Here is a 20,175-nt window from a genome sequence, read left to right as displayed (position 1 = left end):
TATGCTAAAATCGAGCCGTTCATTATTTGGAATATTTATGCATCACACACTAGGTCGTTCACTATTAGTCATATTCACTTTACTCGCACTCGTCGGGCAAAGTGTTGCGTCTAATGGTCACGCGATGGTGATGCGCTCTATGGAAATGAGCGCTATGGTTCATAACCCTTCCAGCCAAGGAATGGACCATGCCGCCATGATGCAGATGAACACTGAGAACCGAGCTGATTCAGGTGCAATGGCCAGTACAGATTGCTGTAACGATCAAATGCTTCCCGGCGCGAAGCAGCACTGCTGTGATGGCACCACATCTTGTCTTAATGACTGTGGACATTGTTTAACGATTTCAGTTGCCGGCACTCTTTTCAGCCCACACCTTTGGCCCAGTGTTGGACTGAGTGATACCCCAGTGGCCACTCCTATGCCTCATTTCCACTCTATCTCCCTGTCTTCGGCCTTTAAACCGCCGATAGCCTAGCCTCATTGTGCCCTTTTTTCAGGGCGAACAAAGCTAACAATTTATTTCGCCGTTTATTGTGGTGCACCAACAACTCAGCACCCAGAGTAAAGCAAAAGCGTAGTACTGACCCAGCTGACCGCTATGGCAGCCCTATTCGCGCAGGTTATCGGCGCAGAATAATACCAGTCACGTTTTATGCACTCATATTCGGCTACCAAACCCGATGGAGTGAACAATATGAAAACCTTAACTAATCTTGCCTTAGTTGCATTTTTAATGACTAGCACCAGTGTGTTTGCTACGGCAACGCCCCATGAGCACCACCATGACAATGCCGCGCCACAGGAACAAGCTCAAACCTATGTTTGCCCTATGCACCCAGAAGTGACAGGTAACAAAGGTGACACTTGCCCTAAATGTGGCATGAATTTAGAGCCAAAAGCGACTGAAGAGAAAATGGCTGACGGTGCAATGCACAAAGACCACGCGCACCACTAAGCTAGGCTGGAGATGAGGCATATGAAGCAATTTAATAAAGTAAAAAAGCCGGGCCCTAAGGCTGTATTGATACTCAGCAGCCTACTGATGGGGACGCCTTGGTTAACCCAAGCGCAGCTCGTTAATGCCGCAACACAAGCTGAAGCGGGCCACGAGCATGCAACCAATACCAGTAAAACTAATCAAGTCAAAACATACACTTGTCCAATGCACCCCGAGGTCGAAAGTCACGAGCCCGGCCGTTGCCCTAAGTGCAATATGTTCCTCGTTGAGAAGGAAGAAGAGGAAGAGGCAAGCACTGCCGGCCAACATGCGGATCATCAAGCCAGTGGCGCAAGCCAAAATGCGGCGCAAGTCTTTGATACGCCAACGCCTAAAGCCAATAGCTTAGTCAAGAATCAAAGTTCTGGGGCAACCATTAAATACGTCTGCCCTATGCACGCCCACATTATTAGTGATGTACCAGGCACTTGCCCTATCTGCGGCATGAATTTAGAAAAGGTTGAAACTGGCGGTAATACCCAAGAAATCAACCTTAATGTCTCGGGCAGCATGCAACAGGCGCTTGCACTGAAAGTGGCCGAGGTAAAACGCGATACCCTATGGAAATTTGTCGAAACTGTGGGTCAAATAGACTACGACGAGAGCCAAATCAACCATGTGCACGCCCGTGTTACCGGCTGGATTGAAAAGCTGATGATCAAATCCGTTGGCGACACAGTTAAAAAAGGCCAGCTGTTATACGAGATCTATTCCCCCGATCTGATTAACGCCCAAGATGATTATCTGTTAGCGCTCGATACCGCCAAGTCTGCGGGTAATGGTAGCCGTTATCAGGATTTAGTCCGTAAAGCGGGGCTACGCTTGTCACTACTTGGGATGAATGAAAAGCAAATTCAACAACTTGCAGACTCACGTCAGACCCAGTACCGCGTGCCTTTCTATGCCCTGCAAGATGGCATTGTCAAAGCACTCGATGTGCGCGATGGCATGTATATCCAACCCTCTACTGAGGTGATGTCGGTTGTCGACCTTTCCAAAGTGTGGGTGATCGCCGATGTGTTTGAAAACGAGCAAAGCTGGATTGCCCTAGGGCAGAAAGCCGAAGTCTCTGTGCCCGCCATGAATATCAGCGGTATCGAAGGCACAATTGACTATATCTACCCAGAGCTTGACCCCATCACCCGCAGCTTAAGAGTGCGTGTAGTGCTGAATAATACCGATGTCTCCCTCAGACCTAAGACGCTTGCCAAGGTCTCGCTCTTCGGCGGGCCCAATAAAGATGTGTTAGTGATCCCGCAGGAAGCCTTAATCCAAACGGGTAAAGAAAACCGCGTGATAGTGAAACAGGCCGACGACAGCTTTACCGCTAAGGCCGTGACGGTCGGCATGATGAGCCAAGGTAAGGCCGAGATAGTCTCGGGTCTCAGTGAAGGTGAACGCGTGGTGACATCGGGACAATTCCTACTCGACTCCGAGGCCAGCCTCAAGGGCAGCTTAATGCGTTTAAGCAGCGGCCATCAGCACTAGGAGCGGATTATGTTGAAATATATTATTGAGTCCTCGATCAGACAAAGGCTCATGGTGTTGATTATCGCCATGATGATCACTGTCTGGGGGATACAGGAGCTGCGTAAAACGCCGCTCGATGCCCTGCCTGACTTATCCGATGTGCAGGTGATTATTAAGACTCCTTATCCGGGCCAAGCGCCAAAATTAGTTGAAGAACAAGTAACTTACCCACTCTCAACCGCCATGTTAGCCGTGCCCGGTGCAAAAACCGTGCGGGGTTTTTCGATGTTTGGTGACTCTTATGTGTATGTGATCTTCGAAGATGGCACTGACATCTATTGGGCGCGCTCGCGGGTGTTGGAGTATTTAAGCCAGATCAGCAGTCGCTTACCTCAAGGGGTACAACCCTCACTCGGCCCCGATGCCTCAGGCGTGGGTTGGGTATTTGAGTACGCACTGGTCGATCGCTCCGGCAACTTAGACCTGTCTCAGCTCAAGAGCTTGCAAGATTGGTATCTCAAACTCGAGCTACAAAGTGTTGCCGGAGTCTCCGAAGTTGCGACCGTCGGCGGCATGGAACAAACCTATCAGATCGTGCTTGAGCCAGACAAAATGGCGATTTACAAGCTCGATATCGCCGCGGTTAAGCAAGCGATCGATAAAGCCAACAGCGAGGCAGGTGGTTCTGTGGTCGAAATGGCCGAAGCCGAATACATGGTGCGCGCTAAGGGTTATCGCCAAACCTTAGAGGATTTCCGTGAAATTCCTTTAGGGATAACTAGCCCATCCGGCACAGGCTTGTTGCTGAAGGATGTTGCGACCGTCCGTAAAGGCCCAGCTTCTCGCCGTGGTATTGCCGAGCTAGATGGCGAAGGCGAAGTCGTGGGCGGCATTGTAGTCATGCGCTACGGTGAAAACGCCCTCGCGACAATTGATGCGGTCAAAGCCAAACTTGAAGAGTTAAAAACCGGTCTGCCTGACGGCGTGGAAATCATTCCAACCTATGACCGTTCGCAACTGATCCAAAAGTCCGTCGACAACCTGTTCAGCAAAGTAGTCGAAGAAATGCTGGTCGTGGGCTTAGTGTGTCTGCTGTTTTTGCTGCATGCGCGCTCAACCTTAGTGGCTGTGATCACCTTGCCGCTGTCGATTCTCATCGCCTTTATCGTGATGAACAAAATGGGCGTGAATGCCAACATCATGAGTCTTGGCGGTATCGCTATTGCTATCGGTGCGGTCGTTGACGGTGCCATCGTTATGATCGAAAACCTGCACAAACATTTGGAGTATTTTAAAGCCGAGCACGACCGTGAGCCTTCGGTAAAAGAGCATTGGCGCATTGTGACAGAGGCTTCGATTGAAGTCGGCCCAGCGCTATTTTTCTCGCTGATTATCATCACCTTAAGCTTTGTGCCCGTCTTCGCGCTAGAGGCGCAGGAAGGACGCTTATTCGCACCGCTCGCCTACACCAAAACCTTTGCTATGGCCGCGGCCGCGTTTTTATCTATTACCTTAGTGCCCATTCTCATGGGTTACTTTATCCGTGGGAAAATCCCAAGCGAGCGCAGTAACCCTATCAGTCGCGTGCTGATTGCCCTGTATCAACCGGCATTAAAACTGGTACTTAAGTTCCCTAAAGTCACCATAGTGCTTGCCTTAGTGGCATTGGCGAGCGCTTGGTATCCCATGACGCGCATGGGCAGTGAGTTTATGCCCGCCCTCGAAGAGGGGGATTTGCTCTATATGCCAACGGCACTGCCTGGGATCAGCGCCAGTAAAGCCGCCGAAGTGCTACAACAGACCGACCGTTTGATTAAAACCGTCCCTGAGGTAGCCCGCGTATTCGGTAAAGTCGGCCGCGCCGAAACCGCAACCGATCCCGCGCCGCTGACCATGCTCGAAACCACGATTATGCTCAAACCCCATGATGAATGGCGTGAGGGCATGACCTTAGACGGCATCATTAATCAGCTACAGCAAACGGTGAAAGTGCCCGGCCTAACCAACGCTTGGGTGCAACCAATTAAAACTCGTATCGATATGCTGTCGACGGGGATTAAAACCCCCGTGGGGATTAAGATCACCGGCGCCGATGTCAATGAGCTACAAACCCTAGGCGCTAAGATTGAGGCTATCTTAAGTAAAGTGCCGCACACCAAATCGGCCTACGCCGAACGCAGTGGTGGCGGTCGCTATATTGATATCAGCCCCAAGCTCGATGTAGCCGCCCGCTATGGCATGACACTACAGGATATCCAAGATGTAGTACGTTACGCGATTGGTGGTATGGATATTGGTGAGTCGGTTCAAGGCGCGGAGCGTTACCCCATCAACCTGCGCTACCCCCGTGAACTGCGTGACAATATAGAGAAACTGCGCGAGCTGCCAGTAATCACTAAATCAGGGCATTACTTGCCGCTGCGTAACTTGGCCGATATCGAAATTAACGATGGCGCGCCAATGCTTAAGAGTGAGAACGGCCGGTTAATTTCGTGGGTATTTATCGATATCGAAGGCACTTCGATTGGTGAATATATCGCCGCGGCAAAAACCGCTTTAGATGAAGAACTCGTTGTGCCGCCCCGTTACAGCTATAGCTTTGCGGGTCAATACGAGTACATGCAGCGGGTCGATGCCAAGCTTAAGCAAGTGATCCCTATGGCACTCGGGGTGATCTTTATTCTACTGATGATGACCTTTGGCTCGACCATGCAGGCCAGCATTATTATGCTAAGCCTCCCCTTCGCCCTTGTGGGTAGCACTTGGTTATTGTATCTACTCGACTACAACATCTCGGTCGCCGTCGCCGTGGGGATGATCGCCCTTGCCGGGGTCGCCGCCGAATTCGGGGTGGTGATGTTGGTGTACCTCAATAACGCCATCAAACACCGGCAGGAGAAAAACACCTACCACACAGTCGAGGACTTAAAAGAAGCCTTGATTGAAGGTGCGGTAATGCGTATTCGACCTAAAGCAATGACAGTAGCAACCATCTTCTTCGGCCTCTTGCCCATCATGTGGGGTGCGGGTTCGGGTAACGATGTGATGCAAAAAATCGCCGCACCTATGGTCGGCGGTATGGTGACAGCACCGATATTGTCGCTGTTTGTTCTGCCTGCACTGTATCTGTTGATCTACGCTCGCCAAATCAATAAAGCAGAATAACCCTTTGCTTTAATTCACCATAACCCCTAGCGAGATTTACGCTAGGGGTTATGTTTTTTGAATTCGAAGTAGTTTTTCAGTCCATATCCTATTCGCGTATTCGGTAATTTCACTGCACAATAGCAGCTTGCAACACCATATGTTTGTGCCACCGCCATAGCAGAAAGGACGCCAGCGAATGACAGCTTTATTTTCTCTTCCCATCCACAACCGCGCAGGTATTTATCGCCATAGCTTTGGCTTACTGGGGCTGTTGTTGATAGGTTTTACGCCCATCGCCCTTCAGGCGGCCCCTGCCTCGGGAGAGTTTGTCGCCAATAAGCGCTGCGAACTGTTTCAGTCTAAAAATAAACAAACCAATCCCGATGATTGGCAGAGCAATATTGGCGAGCGTTATCCCGTTGCCGAAATTTTAGGTAATAGCAATAATCCAGATTGGCTCAGGGTGCGAACTAATGCCAACAGCTCGCCACTGCGTTGGATAAAAGGTGATTGCGGACAATACAATGCCGCAGCTACAGCGCCCGCCGAATCCATAGCGACCGCTCAGCCCACAGCGAATGTCGAGCCCGCGCAAACAAGCCTCGCTAGCGAGAGCACGGCGGTTAAGAGTGAAAACCCGCAAGAACGTGGCACGCCAGAGAAGCGCCAAGGCAATGTGTGCCAAATCGAGGATAACTACGACTCCAATGTGCTCGCCCTGAGTTGGCAAAGCACCTTTTGCGAACTCTATGGCAGCCGTAAACCTGAGTGCCGCGCCTTAAGCCAGAACAGTGATGCGCCTCAGTGGCAACACTTTAGTCTGCATGGCCTGTGGCCGAATCGCCAGCAATGTGGCACCCGTTACGGTTTTTGCAGCAGCGTGAAACAACAACCGAGTGATTTTTGTGATTATCCCGAGGTGACGCTCAATGCCTCCGTCCAAAAAAATCTCGAGGAAGTGATGCCAAGTGCCCGCTACGGCAGCTGTTTAGAGCGCCATGAATGGTGGAAACATGGCACCTGTCGCAACCAAGACCCTAATGACTACTTCTTACTGGCGACTCAGCTGACACAGGAAGTGAATGCCTCGGCATGGGTGCAACAATTTATCCATGAAAGAATCGGTAAAAAAGTGACTCAACAGGAGCTAAATCAGAGCTTTGATGCCAGCTTTGGCCAAGGTGCGCACACTAAAGTCACCCTAGACTGTGCCAAAGGACTCTTGAGTGAAATCCGCATAAACCTGCCTCAAGTCATCAACAACTCCGACTCTTTGCCGAGTCTGCTCGCTAAGGCGCCGAAGGCGAAAAAAACCAATTGCCCGGCCACACTGTTTATCGACAATCCAAACTAACCGCATACAGCCAGTGGCGGGGCATATCGCCACTGGCAACCGCTTATAAACCAAGAGGCTAAAAACGGTTATCCCTCCCAAACGCCCTCGCCCAATATTAACGAAACTTCATTTAAGCAGTCCCTTTACCTCAGGATATGTCTCCTATACTCAAACAAGCCGTGCCTAGTACAGGAGCTAGCGCTTTAATCCAAGCCATGGAAGACAAGTTCACTCTGAGGTAACTATGTTTTCTATCAATCAGTTAACGCTCACTAAAAAGCTTGCAATCGTTCCTGTCTTTCTCGTTGCCATGCTTATCACTTTAGGGGTATTAAGCTACTTTGCCCTGACCGACATTGATAATCGGATGCGCGCCGTTACTGAAGATCTTGCCCCAGAAAGCGATCTCACCAGTAGCCTGTTACAGGAAATTTATCGCCTGCGCCTCACGGTAAAAACCTATGTCAAAACCGGCTCCAGCGAGACGGCAGCCGAATTTAGCGCCCAAGACAGCAAAACCCGCGACATATTGGCAAAGGCCAAAGCCCATATAGATAATCCTGAACGAACTCAAATGCTTGAGCAGATCATTGCCCATGAAAAAGAATATGTGGATATTTTTAATCGCCAAGTCGTGAGCAATCAGCAGCAAAGAGCCAAGCTAGTCACCGGCATACTCGATGTCAAAGGGCCCGAAATCGAGAAAATTATCTCCCAGATCATGCAGTCTTCTTTTACCGATGGCGATGTTCAGGGCGCCTTCTTCGCCGGTAAAAATCTGCGTGAACTGCTCTTGGCTCGCCTCTATGTCAGCAAGTTTCTCCTCGATAACCAAGCCGATCAGGCGCAGCGTTTTCGGGATGAAATCGTCAACACTCATACCACTATGGATGAGCTTGCCGCCGCGCTCGATAACTTGAGCTATCAATCACAAGTCAAGCAAGCCGCCGGACTGCTTAGCGAGTATGAACAAGCGGCCAACGGGGTCTTTGAGGCGATTAACAACCGCAATCAAGCCATAGTGCAGCTCGATAATATCGGCATCGAAATGGCGCAGATAACCTCAGAGCTGCAAGACAATACCATGAAGTCTCTCTCCGAAGCGGGCGATATCGCCGCCAAGGAAGTCAGCCAAAAAATCATCTTTATCAACATTATCCTGCTGATCGCGATTCTGCTTTCCGCCTTTATTACCGTGATAGTGACCCAAAGCCTGCTACGCACCATACGTGAAGTAGTGGCGCTACTGAATGAAATCGCCGATGGCGAGGCCGATCTCACCCAGCGCCTCCCCGTAAACGGCCATGACGAACTGACCCAACTTGCCAAAAACTTTAACCGCTTTGTGCTGCGGATCCAGCAGTTAGTCGCCGAAGTCAAAGACACGACAGTTCAAATGGTTAGCGCATCAACCCAGCTCAACAATGTGACTCACAGCGCAACCCAAGACATGAGTTCGCAGCAGAATGAAACCCAACTCGTCGCCTCGGCCATCACCGAAATGGCCGCCAGTGCCGTTGAAGTCGCCGCCAGTGCCGATACTGCCAATAAGCTCTCAGAAGATGCCAAAGCACAAGCTCTCCTCGGCCGCGAGACAGTCACCCGCGCCACCCATTCGATGAGGGAACTGGCGAGCAAAGTCGAAGCCTCGGCCACCACCATAGAACAGTTACGTAACGACAGCGATAAGATTGGTGCCGTACTGGATGTGATCCGCGCCATTGCCGAGCAAACCAATCTGTTGGCGCTCAACGCGGCCATCGAAGCGGCTCGGGCAGGCGAGCAAGGACGAGGCTTTGCCGTGGTGGCCGATGAAGTACGTTCACTTGCCAGCAGAACGCAAGAATCGACCAAGCAAATCCAGCAAATCATCCAAACACTGCAGGATAGATCGGGCTCAGCGGCGACCATGATGGGACAAAGCCGAGAAGCCACCAACAGCACGGTCGAGCAAGTAACCCAAGTGGAATCGGCCCTCTCGACTATCACCGAAATGGTCATGTCGATCACCCACTCGGTCTCGCAAATGGCCCACGCTGCCGAGCAGCAGTCGACCGTGGTGGAAGAAATTAATATGTCGATCAACAGCGTGAATGACAGCGCCAACCGTACTCTGACGGGGGTTAAACAGGCTGCCAGCTCTGCCAATGGCTTGCTGGGGATAGGTCAACAGCTGGATGGTTTAGTGAGTGAGTTTAAGGTGTAGCCAGTAGCGGATAAAGGAATAAGCGCATCGACATAAGACCATATAAAACCTAGGTATGACTCAATAAACCTAGGTTTTATTGTCGTTTATGCTGAAATCTCTCCTCGCCAGCTTAAGATAGCGCATTTAACTTGATGACCGCGAAGGTTGCCCCTTGCGCGTCGGCAATCACCGAAAAACGTCCCACATCGGGGATATCGCTTGGCGGCACGCATATTTGCGCACCCAGCCCCTGCGCCTTAGCGGCAAAGGCATCACAATCCGCCACCACAAAATAAGGCATCCAATGGGCGGGGATCTCGCCCCATTCCGGCATCATTTTCATCATGCCCCCCATAGACTGGCCGTCGATTTGCCACTCGGTGTAATCGATGCCGGGCACATGACTAGTGAGCGCGGTCCAAGGAAACACTTGAGTGTAAAAACTGGCTTCGGCGCTAGGCTCGCGACAGGCCAGCTCCACCCAACACAGGGTATTTTCTTCACCTTGGCGACGCGAGCCAGAGTGATTTTTTGCTTGCCACAGGGCAAAGCGTGCGCCTTCGGGGTCGCTCACCTGCGCCATCACGCCCGCATCCCCCACCACATGCGGTCCCATATGTAATTGCCCACCCGCAGCCAGGATGGCGGCAACCGTTACTTCAATATCATTAACCGCAAAATAGATCCGCCAATGGCTAGGGATCTGTGGTTCCGACTCAGGGATTTGATACATGGCCCCTAAATCGTCGCCCTCCAGATTGAACAGCGAGAAATGACCATTAGGAATCGCCATTTCCACTGCATTCCAACCAAACAGTGCATGGTAAAACCCCTGTGCGCCCTGCCAGTCATGGCTCGCCAGTTCGACCCAACAGGCCTGCCCCTGCGCGTACTGAGTAATCCTCATTGCAGACTCCAATCAAACAGATAATGTGTTCGAGTTAAGCTGGAGTTTGAGCAACTGTCCAGTTTTGGCGATAAAAAGATGAATATAAAGAAAAAGCCCTCAATTTGAGGGCTTGATTCGTAGGCGAAATACTTAGGAGAACTGCGGCAATAAATTCGCCATCGCGAGTAGATGGCAAGCCCCTGTCACCACGCCATATAACACCACAAGGATAATTAAGGGCGTGCCACCGAAGACTCTAAAACCTTGATGGTTAGGGAACTGCTGTCTCGATTTATAGGCCATCAGTGCTGGCACTATGACGGCCCAAACGGTTGCCGCTAAGGCTGCGAAACCAATGGCAACCAAAAAGCCATCGGGGAACAGCAAAGCTAATATGGTCGGCGGCACAAAGGTGACAACAGCCGTTTTCATCCGCCCCGAGCGCGTATCGTCGAACCCAAATAAATCGGCCAAATAATCGAATAAGCCTAAGGTCACGCCAAGGAAAGAAGACGCCACAGCTAAGTTAGCAAATAGGGTTAACATGCTGTTTAACCAGTTACTTTCCATCACTTTCGACAAGGCGCCGACTAACACACCCATATTGCCACCCTGGGCAATAATCTCACTAAATTGGCTGCGGGGAATGTTGCCCATAGTGGCGACTAACCAGCAAGCATAAATGATCAGCGCGATGAAAGTGCCGACGAAAATCGCTTTGATGATGGTCGATGAATCTTTGCCATAGTACTTCACCAGACTCGGCACGTTGCCATGGTAGCCAAAACTTGCCAAGCCAAAGGGCAAAGCAGCCCACAGATAAGGCATAAAGCTTTGATTGCCATCCGGTTCGAGCAACTTAGTCACATCAATCTCGATCAGTAAATTACCAATCGCGAGGAAGAAAGTAATAATCATACCGCCGAGCATTATGGTCGTAATACGATCCACCGCCTTGGTGCTGATCAGCACGATACAGGCGAGCACAACCGCAAATACTAATCCAGCAACACTCTGGGGTAACTCAATCCCCATACCCTGTAGGCTATGGTTAACAATCGAGCCGCCGCCACTGATGTAGGCGTAGGTTAAGATGTAAAGCACGAAGGCAATCGATACCCCATTCACGATCCGCCAAAACTGACCTAGAGTTTCCTTGGTCAGGGTATCGAAACTCGATCCCGGTTCGAAATGCAGATTGGTTTCGAGCAGTAACAATCCCGACATCAACATGCAGAACCAAATACCGAGTAACATCAGTACCGAGTAGCCAAACCACATGCCAGCGCCCACAACGGGCAAAGAAAACATCCCCGCCCCGACTGTGGTGCCGGCAATAATCATGGCACCACCGAGCAAAGACTTGCCCACCGGCTTATTCTTCGCCGCATTCATATGGTTAGCCATTAAACGATATGCTCCGCGGTCACGCTCGCTACTATGGTTTGTCTCACTGAGGCTCTGAGCAAGCTATTGGCTTGATCGCGAATGCGCTCAACGTCGGATTTATCTTCCTTCTCGGAGAAATAACCCAACTCTTTAAGCTTAACACTCAAGGTGTTATAGAGTTTCTTGTCGTAGAATTCTGGCGCGGTAATTCCATGCAGCGCCCCTAAACGTTGGGCAAGCAGATGGCTTTCAGACTCCAGCTCCGAACGCTCCATCTTAGGTCTGTGGGCCAGCAGATTGAAGATAATCGCATAACGTTGCAAGGTTTCGCTAACGCTTCCGGCCAGCAACAACATTTGACTGGTGTGCTCGGTCACCACCGACAGCGTATCGCTTTCCTGCACCAGACCCTGCTCAATAAACAGATCCAGCACTTGATTCACATAACTTGGGAGGTCCTTGATACCCATGAATAACTCCGCCTTCAATAGCGGATAGAAGTCACTCACAATCCCTAGGATATGGGCTCTTGAAATCTGCTTATTGTTGGTTAAGCAGCTGGCAATCAACGACGGAATAATAAATAAGTGGATGATATTGTTACGATAGTAAGTCATTGAAATCGCTTGATTCGCGTCAATAGATACTATCTCACCCAGAGGATCGGCATTGATGGAGAACTTATTCAGCTCTAAACCTTGTTGCACTAAGTGCTTGCCATCACCTTCGGCCACCGACGTAAACGAAGTGTAAGGCACACGCTTAAGCAACGTCAGGTACAAATCTAACTGACGCTCGAGCAAACAACGCTCTAGGGCATTTTGCTCCGACGCCAGCAGCACTAAGCTAGTCAAGGTGATAGAACTGGCGGCGGCAGCATCGTTAATGCGGGTCATCACGCGATTCGCTAACACGTTGACCGCTGGGGTTAACCAAGTCGGTTTTTGTTCGGGATCGTCGGCCACTTCAGTGCGCCAGTTAGGCGCGGTTTCATTCAAGAAGTTTTGCAGTGTAATCGGCTCACCAAAGTTGACATAACCTTGGCCAAAATTACCTAATTTACGAATAGCACCAAAGACTTGCCATACAGATTCTTTCTGTTTTTTCTTACCGCTCAGCTCTTTGTGGTAAGTCGCCACTTCCATCACGTGATCGTAGCCTAAATACACAGGCACTAAGGTGACAGGGCGTTCGATACCACGCAGCACACTGTTGATCGTCATGGCGATCATGCCCGTTTTCGGCGCCAATAGACGACCGGTGCGAGAACGGCCTCCCTCAGAGAAATACTCAACCGAATATCCCTTAGCAAACAGCTGATCGAGGTATTCACGGAACACTGCCGTATAGAGTTTATTGCCGTTAAAACTACGGCGAATAAAGAAAGCGCCGCCACGGCGGAATAGCGGCCCCGCAGGCCAGAAGTTTAGGTTAATCCCCGCCGCAATATGCGGTGGCACCATGCCTTGGTAATACAGAATGTAGGATAACAGCAGGTAATCCATATGGCTGCGATGGCAAGGTACATAAACAATCTCGTGACCATCATGGTGAAGCTGACGGATTTGTTCAGCACCTTTGATGTTGATACCGCTGTAGAGCTTGTTCCATAACCAAGTTAGGAAACGCTCGGCAATACGCACTAGGCTGTCGGAATAATTCGCAGCAATTTCATCAAGATATTCAATTGCTGTTTCACGGGCTTGGGTTTCGGAAATCTTCTTACTCGCCGCTTCTTCCTGAATCGCCTTGCGTAAGGATTCGGATTTCAGCAGGGAGTGGAACATTGCCTGACGATTCGGCAGCACAGGCCCTGTCATCACTTTGCGTTGGCGGCGGAAATGTACTCTAGCCACCCGCGCCAGTTTATGGGCAATCCCCATATCGGTGCCGTGTTCGTCGGCCATGTAACGTAGCGATACCGCATTCGAAAACTGAACAAAGTTGTGACGGCCCAAAAATAGGATCATCAAGCACTTACGTAACCAAGTTGGGTTCTCGCGCTCAAGCACAGCCGCCTTCATGGTGTCGTCTTCTTTACCCGGAGTACGGCCCCAATACAGACTCACAGGCACCAGCTGAATATCTAACTCTGGCTTTTCCTTATGGACGGCCAACAGGCGCATAAAACATTCGAGGAATGGCTCATTACTGGCACGCTCGCCAAACAAAGGCTTACGGCCTTCGAGGCAAACTACACGGGGCGCGACAACGCCATTGACCACGAGCGGCTCGTAGGGGCTTGGCAAACCCAGCTTAGTGGTGATTTCGCTTAACGCAGCAATATCACTCAGGGATTCTGTTTTCATTACATAAGCAAGCGGTCTGGACGCGTCCAGATTCAGATCGGCAAAGGGATCCTGCGGCACAACAATAGTGTGCACTAAGTGTTTTTGGATCCAGCGTAATGATTTCAACCAAAGAGAGTCTTGTTTAGGCATTATTCTTATGCAATGTAAGTACGTTCATTAGCCCCATAGAATACCAGATTCTAGGGAATATTCGCTAATACTCTCCAATCGCGTTAAAAAGTGGTTAATACTTGCACTACGAATAATACTGTATATACTAACAGTAACTGTATAGAAAAACAGGAAAGAACATGAGACCGTTGACGCCACGCCAAGCCGAAATTTTAGAGCTGATTAAACGTAATATTGCCGAGACTGGCATGCCACCCACCCGGGCCGAAATCGCCACCCGTTTGGGTTTTAAAAGTGCAAATGCCGCCGAGGAACACCTTAAGGCATTGGCAAAAAAAGGCTGCATCGAGATCATGCCTGGCACTTCCCGCGGGATCCGCCTCCCAGTTGAGGAAGAAGATAACAGCGAATCTGGCTTACCACTGATTGGTCAAGTGGCTGCGGGCGAACCTATCCTCGCCCAAGAGCATGTCGAACAGTATTACCAAGTCGACCCCAGCATGTTCCACCCAGCCGCCGATTTCTTGCTGCGCGTCAGAGGCGACAGTATGAAGAACATCGGTATCCTCGAGGGAGATCTGCTCGCCGTTCATAAGATACAGCAAGCGCGCAATGGCCAAGTAGTTGTTGCTCGCGTTGACGATGATGTAACAGTTAAACGCTTTGAAAAGAAAGGGAATCTCGTTTATCTACATGCTGAAAATGAAGATTACTCCCCGATTAAAGTCGATTTAAGTTTCCAAAGTCTAACAATTGAAGGGCTCGCCGTAGGGGTGATCCGCAATGGAGATTGGCTATGAACAAACTACTAGGTAATGCCCCGCGTCACCCCGGTTTATGGCTCGATGCGGTACGCGAAACCGATACTGACTGGCAGCATACGCCTATCATCACTATGCCTACCGAGAGCCAAGGGCGCCAAGAGCTAATGCAACTTAGTAAACAGTTGGCACAACTGAGCCAACAAGGCCGCTGGGTCGTGCTCATCAATCCACCCAGTATTGGCTACAAGCAGTTACTGGCCAGCGCTGGCGTGCGTATGGATCGCGTACTCTTAGTCCATGCGAAAGATGAAGTGGAAACCCTGTGGGCCATGGAAAAAGCCTTAACTAGTGGCACTTCCAGCGCAGTAATTACTTGGATCCACTCACTCGATGCCCGTGACAATCGTCGTTTGCAAATTGTGGCCAAGAGCGCCCGCGCCATGGGAATCGTGCTCGAAGGTTTCGTAAATCACTCACCTACGGACGCGACACTCAAGCAACCAGCTCACTTTGCCCAAGGTAGTTTTTTTAGCTCTGTTCATTAAAATTTTTGCACTGCGTATTTAGCCTTGAAAGCCGCCTCACCTGTGAATGTGGGGCTTTTTTTTGGCAATTTTTCAGACAATTAGAAAAAGAAGTGATCTTGATCAATTTTTAAACAGCAAGTATGTTTGATTCAGGCGAGCATAATATATCGCCCGTTTAGGCAAAAAATATCGACGATTTATCGAATATCTCTTGCCCACAAAAATCGAGAATAATGGGTTTATTCAGCAGTATGTGCCAGTGTGGCTAATACCAGCAGTAACAATACTTAATCAAAAGTAAGCCGCCAACGCACGTTGAAGTCAGAGAAGCTTTTTTGGGAACTGAAGAGTTTGCATAGAGTTGAGACTTACTGTGTTGCTCTTCTTTGTAGTTGCTATTCGCAATTGGCAGAGGAGAAGTCTTGTGAAGCAATGGTTGTATTGTTTACTCGTGGTGCTATTCGCCCCACCGTTGGCCGCAGCGGACATGCGGTTCAACATGACCCCCGGCGTAACAGAAATCAGTGGCAAGGTTTATCACTTACACATGACGATTCTGTATATCTGCTGCGCGATAGGCCTAGTGGTTTTTGGCGTGATGATTTATGCCATGATCAACCACAGAAAATCCAAGGGCGCGGTCGCGTCTCACTTCCATGAGAGCACAAAAGTCGAAATCGCGTGGACGATTATTCCTTTTGTCATTCTGATCTTAATGGCGATTCCCGCCACGAAAACTCTGATTGCCATGGAAGATCCCAGCAATGCCGATCTCACGGTAAAAGTCACAGGTTCTCAATGGAAATGGCATTATAGCTACTTCGATCAAGATATTGATTTTTACAGCATTCTCGCCACTCCAAGACCTCAAATCGAAGGTAATGAAGCCAAGGGAGAGCACTACTTACTCGAGGTCGATAAACCCCTAGTATTACCCATCAATCGTAAAATCCGCTTCTTGATGACCTCAGAGGATGTCATCCACTCATGGTGGATGCCCGCCTTTGCGGTAAAAAAAGACGCTAACCCAGGTTTTATCAACGAGGCGTGGACCCGTATCGATAAACCCGGTATTTACCGTGGCCAATGTGCCGAGCTTTGCGGTAAAGACCATGGTTTTATGCCGATAGTGGTGCAGGCATTACCCGAAGCCGAGTTCGATGCATGGGTTGAAGAACAAAAACAAGCCGCCAATGCCGCTGCGCAAGCCGCACAAGCCGCGTTATCGCAAACACTGACTAAAGAAGAGCTGATGGCTCAGGGTGAGCAAGTTTACCTCGGTCACTGCGCGGCCTGTCACCAACCCAACGGTGAAGGTCTACAAGGAGTATTCCCGCACCTCAAAGGCAGCCCGATTGCGACCGGACCACTGAGCGGCCATCTTGAAATCGTGCTCAATGGTAAAGCGGGTACGGCCATGCAAGCCTTTGGCAAACAATTAACGACCCAAGAGATTGCCGCCGTGATTACCTATGAGCGTAATGCGTGGGGCAATAACACGGGGGATGCGGTGCAAGCCAAAGACGTTGATGCCCATAAATCAGGTGGCACCAATAGCGAACCAGTAGCAACGACTCCGCCCCCAGCAACCACCGATGCGCCAAAGCCTGCGACAGAACCCGCCGCCAGTGTCGACCCCGCGAGTCTTCCCACGCTTAGCCATGATGAACTGATGGCCGAAGGGGAAAAGACCTATGCCACGATTTGCGCCGCCTGCCACCAGCTAACGGGTGCCGGTATGCCTCCCGCCTTCCCCGCCCTTGCTGGCAGCGCTATCGCAACGGGTCCGGTCGCCAATCACATCGACATTGTGATGCACGGTAAACCGGGCACGGCGATGCAGGCATTTGGCACACAACTCACGCCACAACAGCTTGCCGCCATCATTACCTATGAGCGCAATGCGTGGGGCAATAATACTGGCGATACAGTGCAACCCGCTGATATTGCTCGCCATGGACAGTAGGGGATTAAGATGAGCACACTGACTCAAGACCAAATTGCCGCCCATGATGAACACCATCACGGTGCACCTAAAGGCATCATGCGCTGGTTACTCACCACCAACCACAAGGACATTGGCACCCTGTACCTGTGGTTTAGTTTCATTATGTTTTTAACCGGTGGTGCGATGGCCATGGTGATCCGCGCCGAACTCTTTCAGCCCGGATTACAACTCGTTGAACCTAACTTCTTCAACCAGATGACCACAGTTCATGGGATAATCATGGTATTCGGCGCCGTGATGCCGGCCTTCACAGGGCTGGCTAACTGGCTGATCCCTATGATGATTGGTGCGCCAGATATGGCACTTCCTCGGATGAACAACTGGAGTTTTTGGATCCTCCCCTTCGCCTTTACTATTTTACTGAGCTCACTGTTTATGGAAGGCGGCGGCCCTAACTTCGGTTGGACCTTCTACGCACCACTCTCGACCACTTATAGCCCTGACAGCACAGCATTATTTGTATTCTCTATTCATATCATGGGGATAAGTTCGATCATGGGGGCCATCAACGTGATCGTCACCATAGTCAACCTGCGCGCTCCCGGCATGACGTGGATGAAGTTACCGTTGTTTGTCTGGACTTGGCTGATTACCGCCTTCTTGCTGATCGCCGTAATGCCCGTACTCGCGGGCGCCGTTACTATGGTGTTAACCGATAAGTTTTTCGGTACTAGCTTCTTCGAGGCGGCAGGTGGTGGTGATCCTGTGATGTTCCAGCATATCTTCTGGTTCTTCGGTCACCCCGAAGTCTACATCATGATTCTGCCTTCCTTCGGCATTATCTCCGCCATAGTTCCAGCTTTCAGCCGTAAACCATTATTCGGCTATTCATCCATGGTGTATGCCACGGCAAGTATTGCGATTCTGTCCTTCCTCGTGTGGGCGCACCATATGTTCACCACCGGCATGCCTGTGTTTGCTGAGTTGTTTTTTATGTACTGCACTATGCTGATTGCCGTGCCGACTGGGGTGAAAGTGTTTAACTGGGTAGCGACCATGTGGCGCGGCTCATTGAGTTTTGAAACCCCGATGTTGTTCGCGGTGGCCTTTATTATCCTGTTCACTATTGGCGGCTTCTCTGGCCTGATGCTCGCCATCACGCCAGCCGACTTCCAATACCACGATACTTACTTTGTGGTGGCCCACTTTCACTATGTGTTAGTCACTGGTGCGATTTTCTCCATCATGGCGGCGGCCTATTACTGGTTGCCAAAATGGACCGGCCATATGTACAGCGAAAAGCTCGGCCAGTGGCATTTTTGGTGCTCGGTGATTTCGGTCAACGTGTTGTTTTTCCCGATGCATTTCTTAGGTCTTGCGGGTATGCCAAGGCGTATTCCCGATTACTCGATTCAATTTGCCGATGTAAACCAAATCGTGTCGATTGGGGGTTTTGCCTTTGGGCTATCTCAGCTGATTTTCCTCGTGCTGGTGATTAAGTGCATTCGGGGCGGTGAAAAGGCGCCCGCCAAACCTTGGGAAGGCAGCGAAGGCTTAGAATGGACCCTCCCCAGCCCTGCGCCCTACCACTCTTTCACCACGCCACCCGAGGTGAAATAACATGCAAGGCCAACCCCATCAGCCCAACATCAAGTCCAACCGTAAGCTCATCAGCCTGCTGGTGCTGGGCTGCCTTGGGATGTTTGGCTTTGGGTTCGCCTTAGTGCCGCTCTACGATGTGTTGTGCGAAAAACTGGGGATTAATGGCAAAACCTCCAATACTGCCAGCAGTTATCAAGCGATCACTGTGGACAAGAACCGCGTGGTAACGGTGGAGTTTATCTCGCAGGTGCAGACCGGCATGCCGTGGAAATTTGAGCCACAAACGAAACGGCTCGAAGTGCATCCGGGAGAACTCATTCACACGGCATTCCTGGCGCAAAATGTCTCTAACAGAGCGATCGTTGGCCAGGCGATTCCTTCTATTTCGCCCGGACAAGGTGCGGCTTATTTCAATAAAACCGAATGTTTTTGTTTTAACCAACAACACTTAGCCGCCGCGAGTCGCGCCGAGCTGCCGTTGATCTTCTTCGTGGATCCTCAATTACCCGAGTCTATCCACACCTTAACCCTCTCTTACACCCTCTACGACATTACCGACAAGCAGTTAGCGTCTGCCATAGAGCAAGGAGCTGCAAAATGACCACTAAACATGAGACTTACTACGTCCCCGCCCAGAGTGCTTGGCCGATTGTTGGTGCTATCGGCTTGTTTTTAATTGCCTTTGGGGCAGGACATTTTGTACATCAACTCAAATCTGGCGCTTCGGGTGGCGGCTATATTCTACTGGCAGGCATAGCCGTCATCCTGTTTATGCTGGTTGGCTGGTTTAGAACCGTGATCAAAGAATCGATGACGGGCCTCTATTCCCATCAGATGGATAGATCGTTTCGCCAAGGCATGAGCTGGTTTATCTTCTCCGAGGTGATGTTCTTTGCCGCCTTCTTCGGTGCCTTATTTTACGCCCGTATGGTCGCTGTGCCTTGGCTCGGCGGCGCGTCCAACAATGCCATGACCCACGAAGTCCTGTGGCCACACTTCGAGGCTGTTTGGCCACTCGTCACCACACCAGATGGCACCAAAACCGAAGCCATGCCATGGAATGGGTTACCGCTAATCAACACCATAGTGCTGCTAACCTCCTCAGTCACGCTGCATTTTGCCCATATCAGCTTAGAAAAAGGTAAGCGTTCGGCCATCACCCTCTGGCTAGGGCTCACGATTTTACTGGGAATTAGCTTCCTTGCTTTGCAGGCGGAGGAATATAGCCATGCCTACCATGAGATGGGGCTAACTCTCGCCTCGGGCATCTATGGCAACACCTTTTTTCTGCTGACGGGTTTCCACGGCATGCATGTCACCTTGGGCACTATCTTTCTATTAGTCTTGTTTTTCAGAGTGTTAAAAGGCCATTTTAGTGCGGATAAGCATTTTGCCTTCCAAGCAGGCAGTTGGTACTGGCACTTTGTCGACGTAGTTTGGCTCTGCCTGTTTATCTTTGTTTATGTGCTCTAAATATTCATTGAAACAATAA

The 20,175-nt window shown here is 50.4% G+C and carries 15 protein-coding genes; 12 read left to right on the top strand and 3 right to left on the bottom strand.

Annotated features, from left to right (window positions below; all coding sequences use genetic code 11):
• Position 1 precedes the first annotated feature (1 nt).
• The 6 genes from CBX96_RS11115 to CBX96_RS11090 all read left to right on the top strand — a co-directional run bounded on the left by CBX96_RS11115 (position 2) and on the right by CBX96_RS11090 (position 9,159).
• Positions 2–478 (top strand): hypothetical protein, encoded by a 477-nt coding sequence (locus CBX96_RS11115; RefSeq protein ID WP_011624501.1) that lies wholly within the window; start codon positions 2–4, stop codon positions 476–478.
• A 219-nt stretch (positions 479–697) separates the two neighbouring features.
• Positions 698–958 carry a heavy metal-binding domain-containing protein gene (locus tag CBX96_RS11110; protein ID WP_023266436.1) on the top strand — a complete coding sequence of 87 codons (261 nt, stop codon included), beginning with the start codon at positions 698–700 and terminating at the stop codon, positions 956–958.
• Between the two features lie 21 nt (positions 959–979).
• The gene (locus CBX96_RS11105; protein WP_109286733.1) at positions 980–2,488 is read left to right on the top strand and encodes an efflux RND transporter periplasmic adaptor subunit; all 1,509 of its coding nucleotides are present in this window, start codon (positions 980–982) and stop codon (positions 2,486–2,488) included.
• A gap of 9 nt (positions 2,489–2,497) precedes the next feature.
• Positions 2,498–5,635 carry an efflux RND transporter permease subunit gene (locus CBX96_RS11100; RefSeq protein WP_109286732.1) on the top strand — a complete coding sequence of 1,046 codons (3,138 nt, stop codon included), beginning with the start codon at positions 2,498–2,500 and terminating at the stop codon, positions 5,633–5,635.
• 178 nt (positions 5,636–5,813) lie between these two features.
• Entirely contained in the window at positions 5,814–6,971 is a 1,158-nt protein-coding gene (locus CBX96_RS11095; RefSeq protein WP_109286731.1) for a ribonuclease T2, read from the top strand.
• A gap of 226 nt (positions 6,972–7,197) precedes the next feature.
• Entirely contained in the window at positions 7,198–9,159 is a 1,962-nt protein-coding gene (locus tag CBX96_RS11090; protein ID WP_109286730.1) for a methyl-accepting chemotaxis protein, read from the top strand.
• Between the two features lie 112 nt (positions 9,160–9,271).
• On the opposite strand, the gene CBX96_RS11085 is transcribed toward CBX96_RS11090, so the two are convergent.
• From CBX96_RS11085 to plsB, 3 genes are all read right to left on the bottom strand, one after another.
• Positions 9,272–10,048, bottom strand: coding sequence for a VOC family protein (locus CBX96_RS11085; protein ID WP_109286729.1), 777 nt, complete (start codon positions 10,046–10,048; stop codon positions 9,272–9,274).
• A gap of 132 nt (positions 10,049–10,180) precedes the next feature.
• On the bottom strand, positions 10,181–11,437 hold the full coding sequence (gene mtr / locus CBX96_RS11080; protein WP_109286728.1) for a tryptophan permease: 1,257 nt from the start codon (positions 11,435–11,437) through the stop codon (positions 10,181–10,183).
• Complete coding sequence (gene plsB / locus CBX96_RS11075; protein ID WP_086902444.1) at positions 11,437–13,860, bottom strand: glycerol-3-phosphate 1-O-acyltransferase PlsB; 2,424 nt, start codon at positions 13,858–13,860, stop codon at positions 11,437–11,439. The genes mtr and plsB overlap by 1 nt, the downstream gene beginning before the upstream one ends.
• A 161-nt stretch (positions 13,861–14,021) precedes the next feature.
• Here plsB and lexA point away from each other — a divergent pair, with 161 nt between their 5' ends.
• The 6 genes from lexA to CBX96_RS11045 all read left to right on the top strand — a co-directional run bounded on the left by lexA (position 14,022) and on the right by CBX96_RS11045 (position 20,156).
• Positions 14,022–14,642: a transcriptional repressor LexA gene (gene lexA, locus CBX96_RS11070; protein WP_086902445.1), complete on the top strand. Its 621-nt coding sequence runs from the start codon at positions 14,022–14,024 to the stop codon at positions 14,640–14,642.
• A complete protein-coding gene (locus tag CBX96_RS11065; protein ID WP_109286727.1) occupies positions 14,639–15,151 on the top strand; it encodes a cell division inhibitor SulA in 513 nt (170 codons plus the stop codon). The genes lexA and CBX96_RS11065 overlap by 4 nt, the downstream gene beginning before the upstream one ends.
• 406 nt (positions 15,152–15,557) lie before the next feature.
• The gene (gene coxB, locus CBX96_RS11060) at positions 15,558–17,099 is read left to right on the top strand and encodes a cytochrome c oxidase subunit II (protein ID WP_109286726.1); all 1,542 of its coding nucleotides are present in this window, start codon (positions 15,558–15,560) and stop codon (positions 17,097–17,099) included.
• 9 nt (positions 17,100–17,108) lie between these two features.
• A complete protein-coding gene (gene ctaD / locus CBX96_RS11055) occupies positions 17,109–18,701 on the top strand; it encodes a cytochrome c oxidase subunit I (RefSeq protein ID WP_109286725.1) in 1,593 nt (530 codons plus the stop codon).
• Position 18,702: 1 nt separating this feature from the next.
• The gene (locus CBX96_RS11050) at positions 18,703–19,284 is read left to right on the top strand and encodes a cytochrome c oxidase assembly protein (protein WP_011624514.1); all 582 of its coding nucleotides are present in this window, start codon (positions 18,703–18,705) and stop codon (positions 19,282–19,284) included.
• Entirely contained in the window at positions 19,281–20,156 is an 876-nt protein-coding gene (locus CBX96_RS11045; protein WP_109286724.1) for a cytochrome c oxidase subunit 3, read from the top strand. Before CBX96_RS11050 ends, CBX96_RS11045 begins: the two co-directional genes overlap by 4 nt.
• The last annotated feature ends 19 nt before the right edge of the window (positions 20,157–20,175 follow it).

The organism is Shewanella sp. BC20, from assembly GCF_003129585.1.
Taxonomy (GTDB): domain Bacteria; phylum Pseudomonadota; class Gammaproteobacteria; order Enterobacterales; family Shewanellaceae; genus Shewanella; species Shewanella seohaensis.
This window is presented reverse-complemented; position numbering and strand designations above follow the sequence as displayed.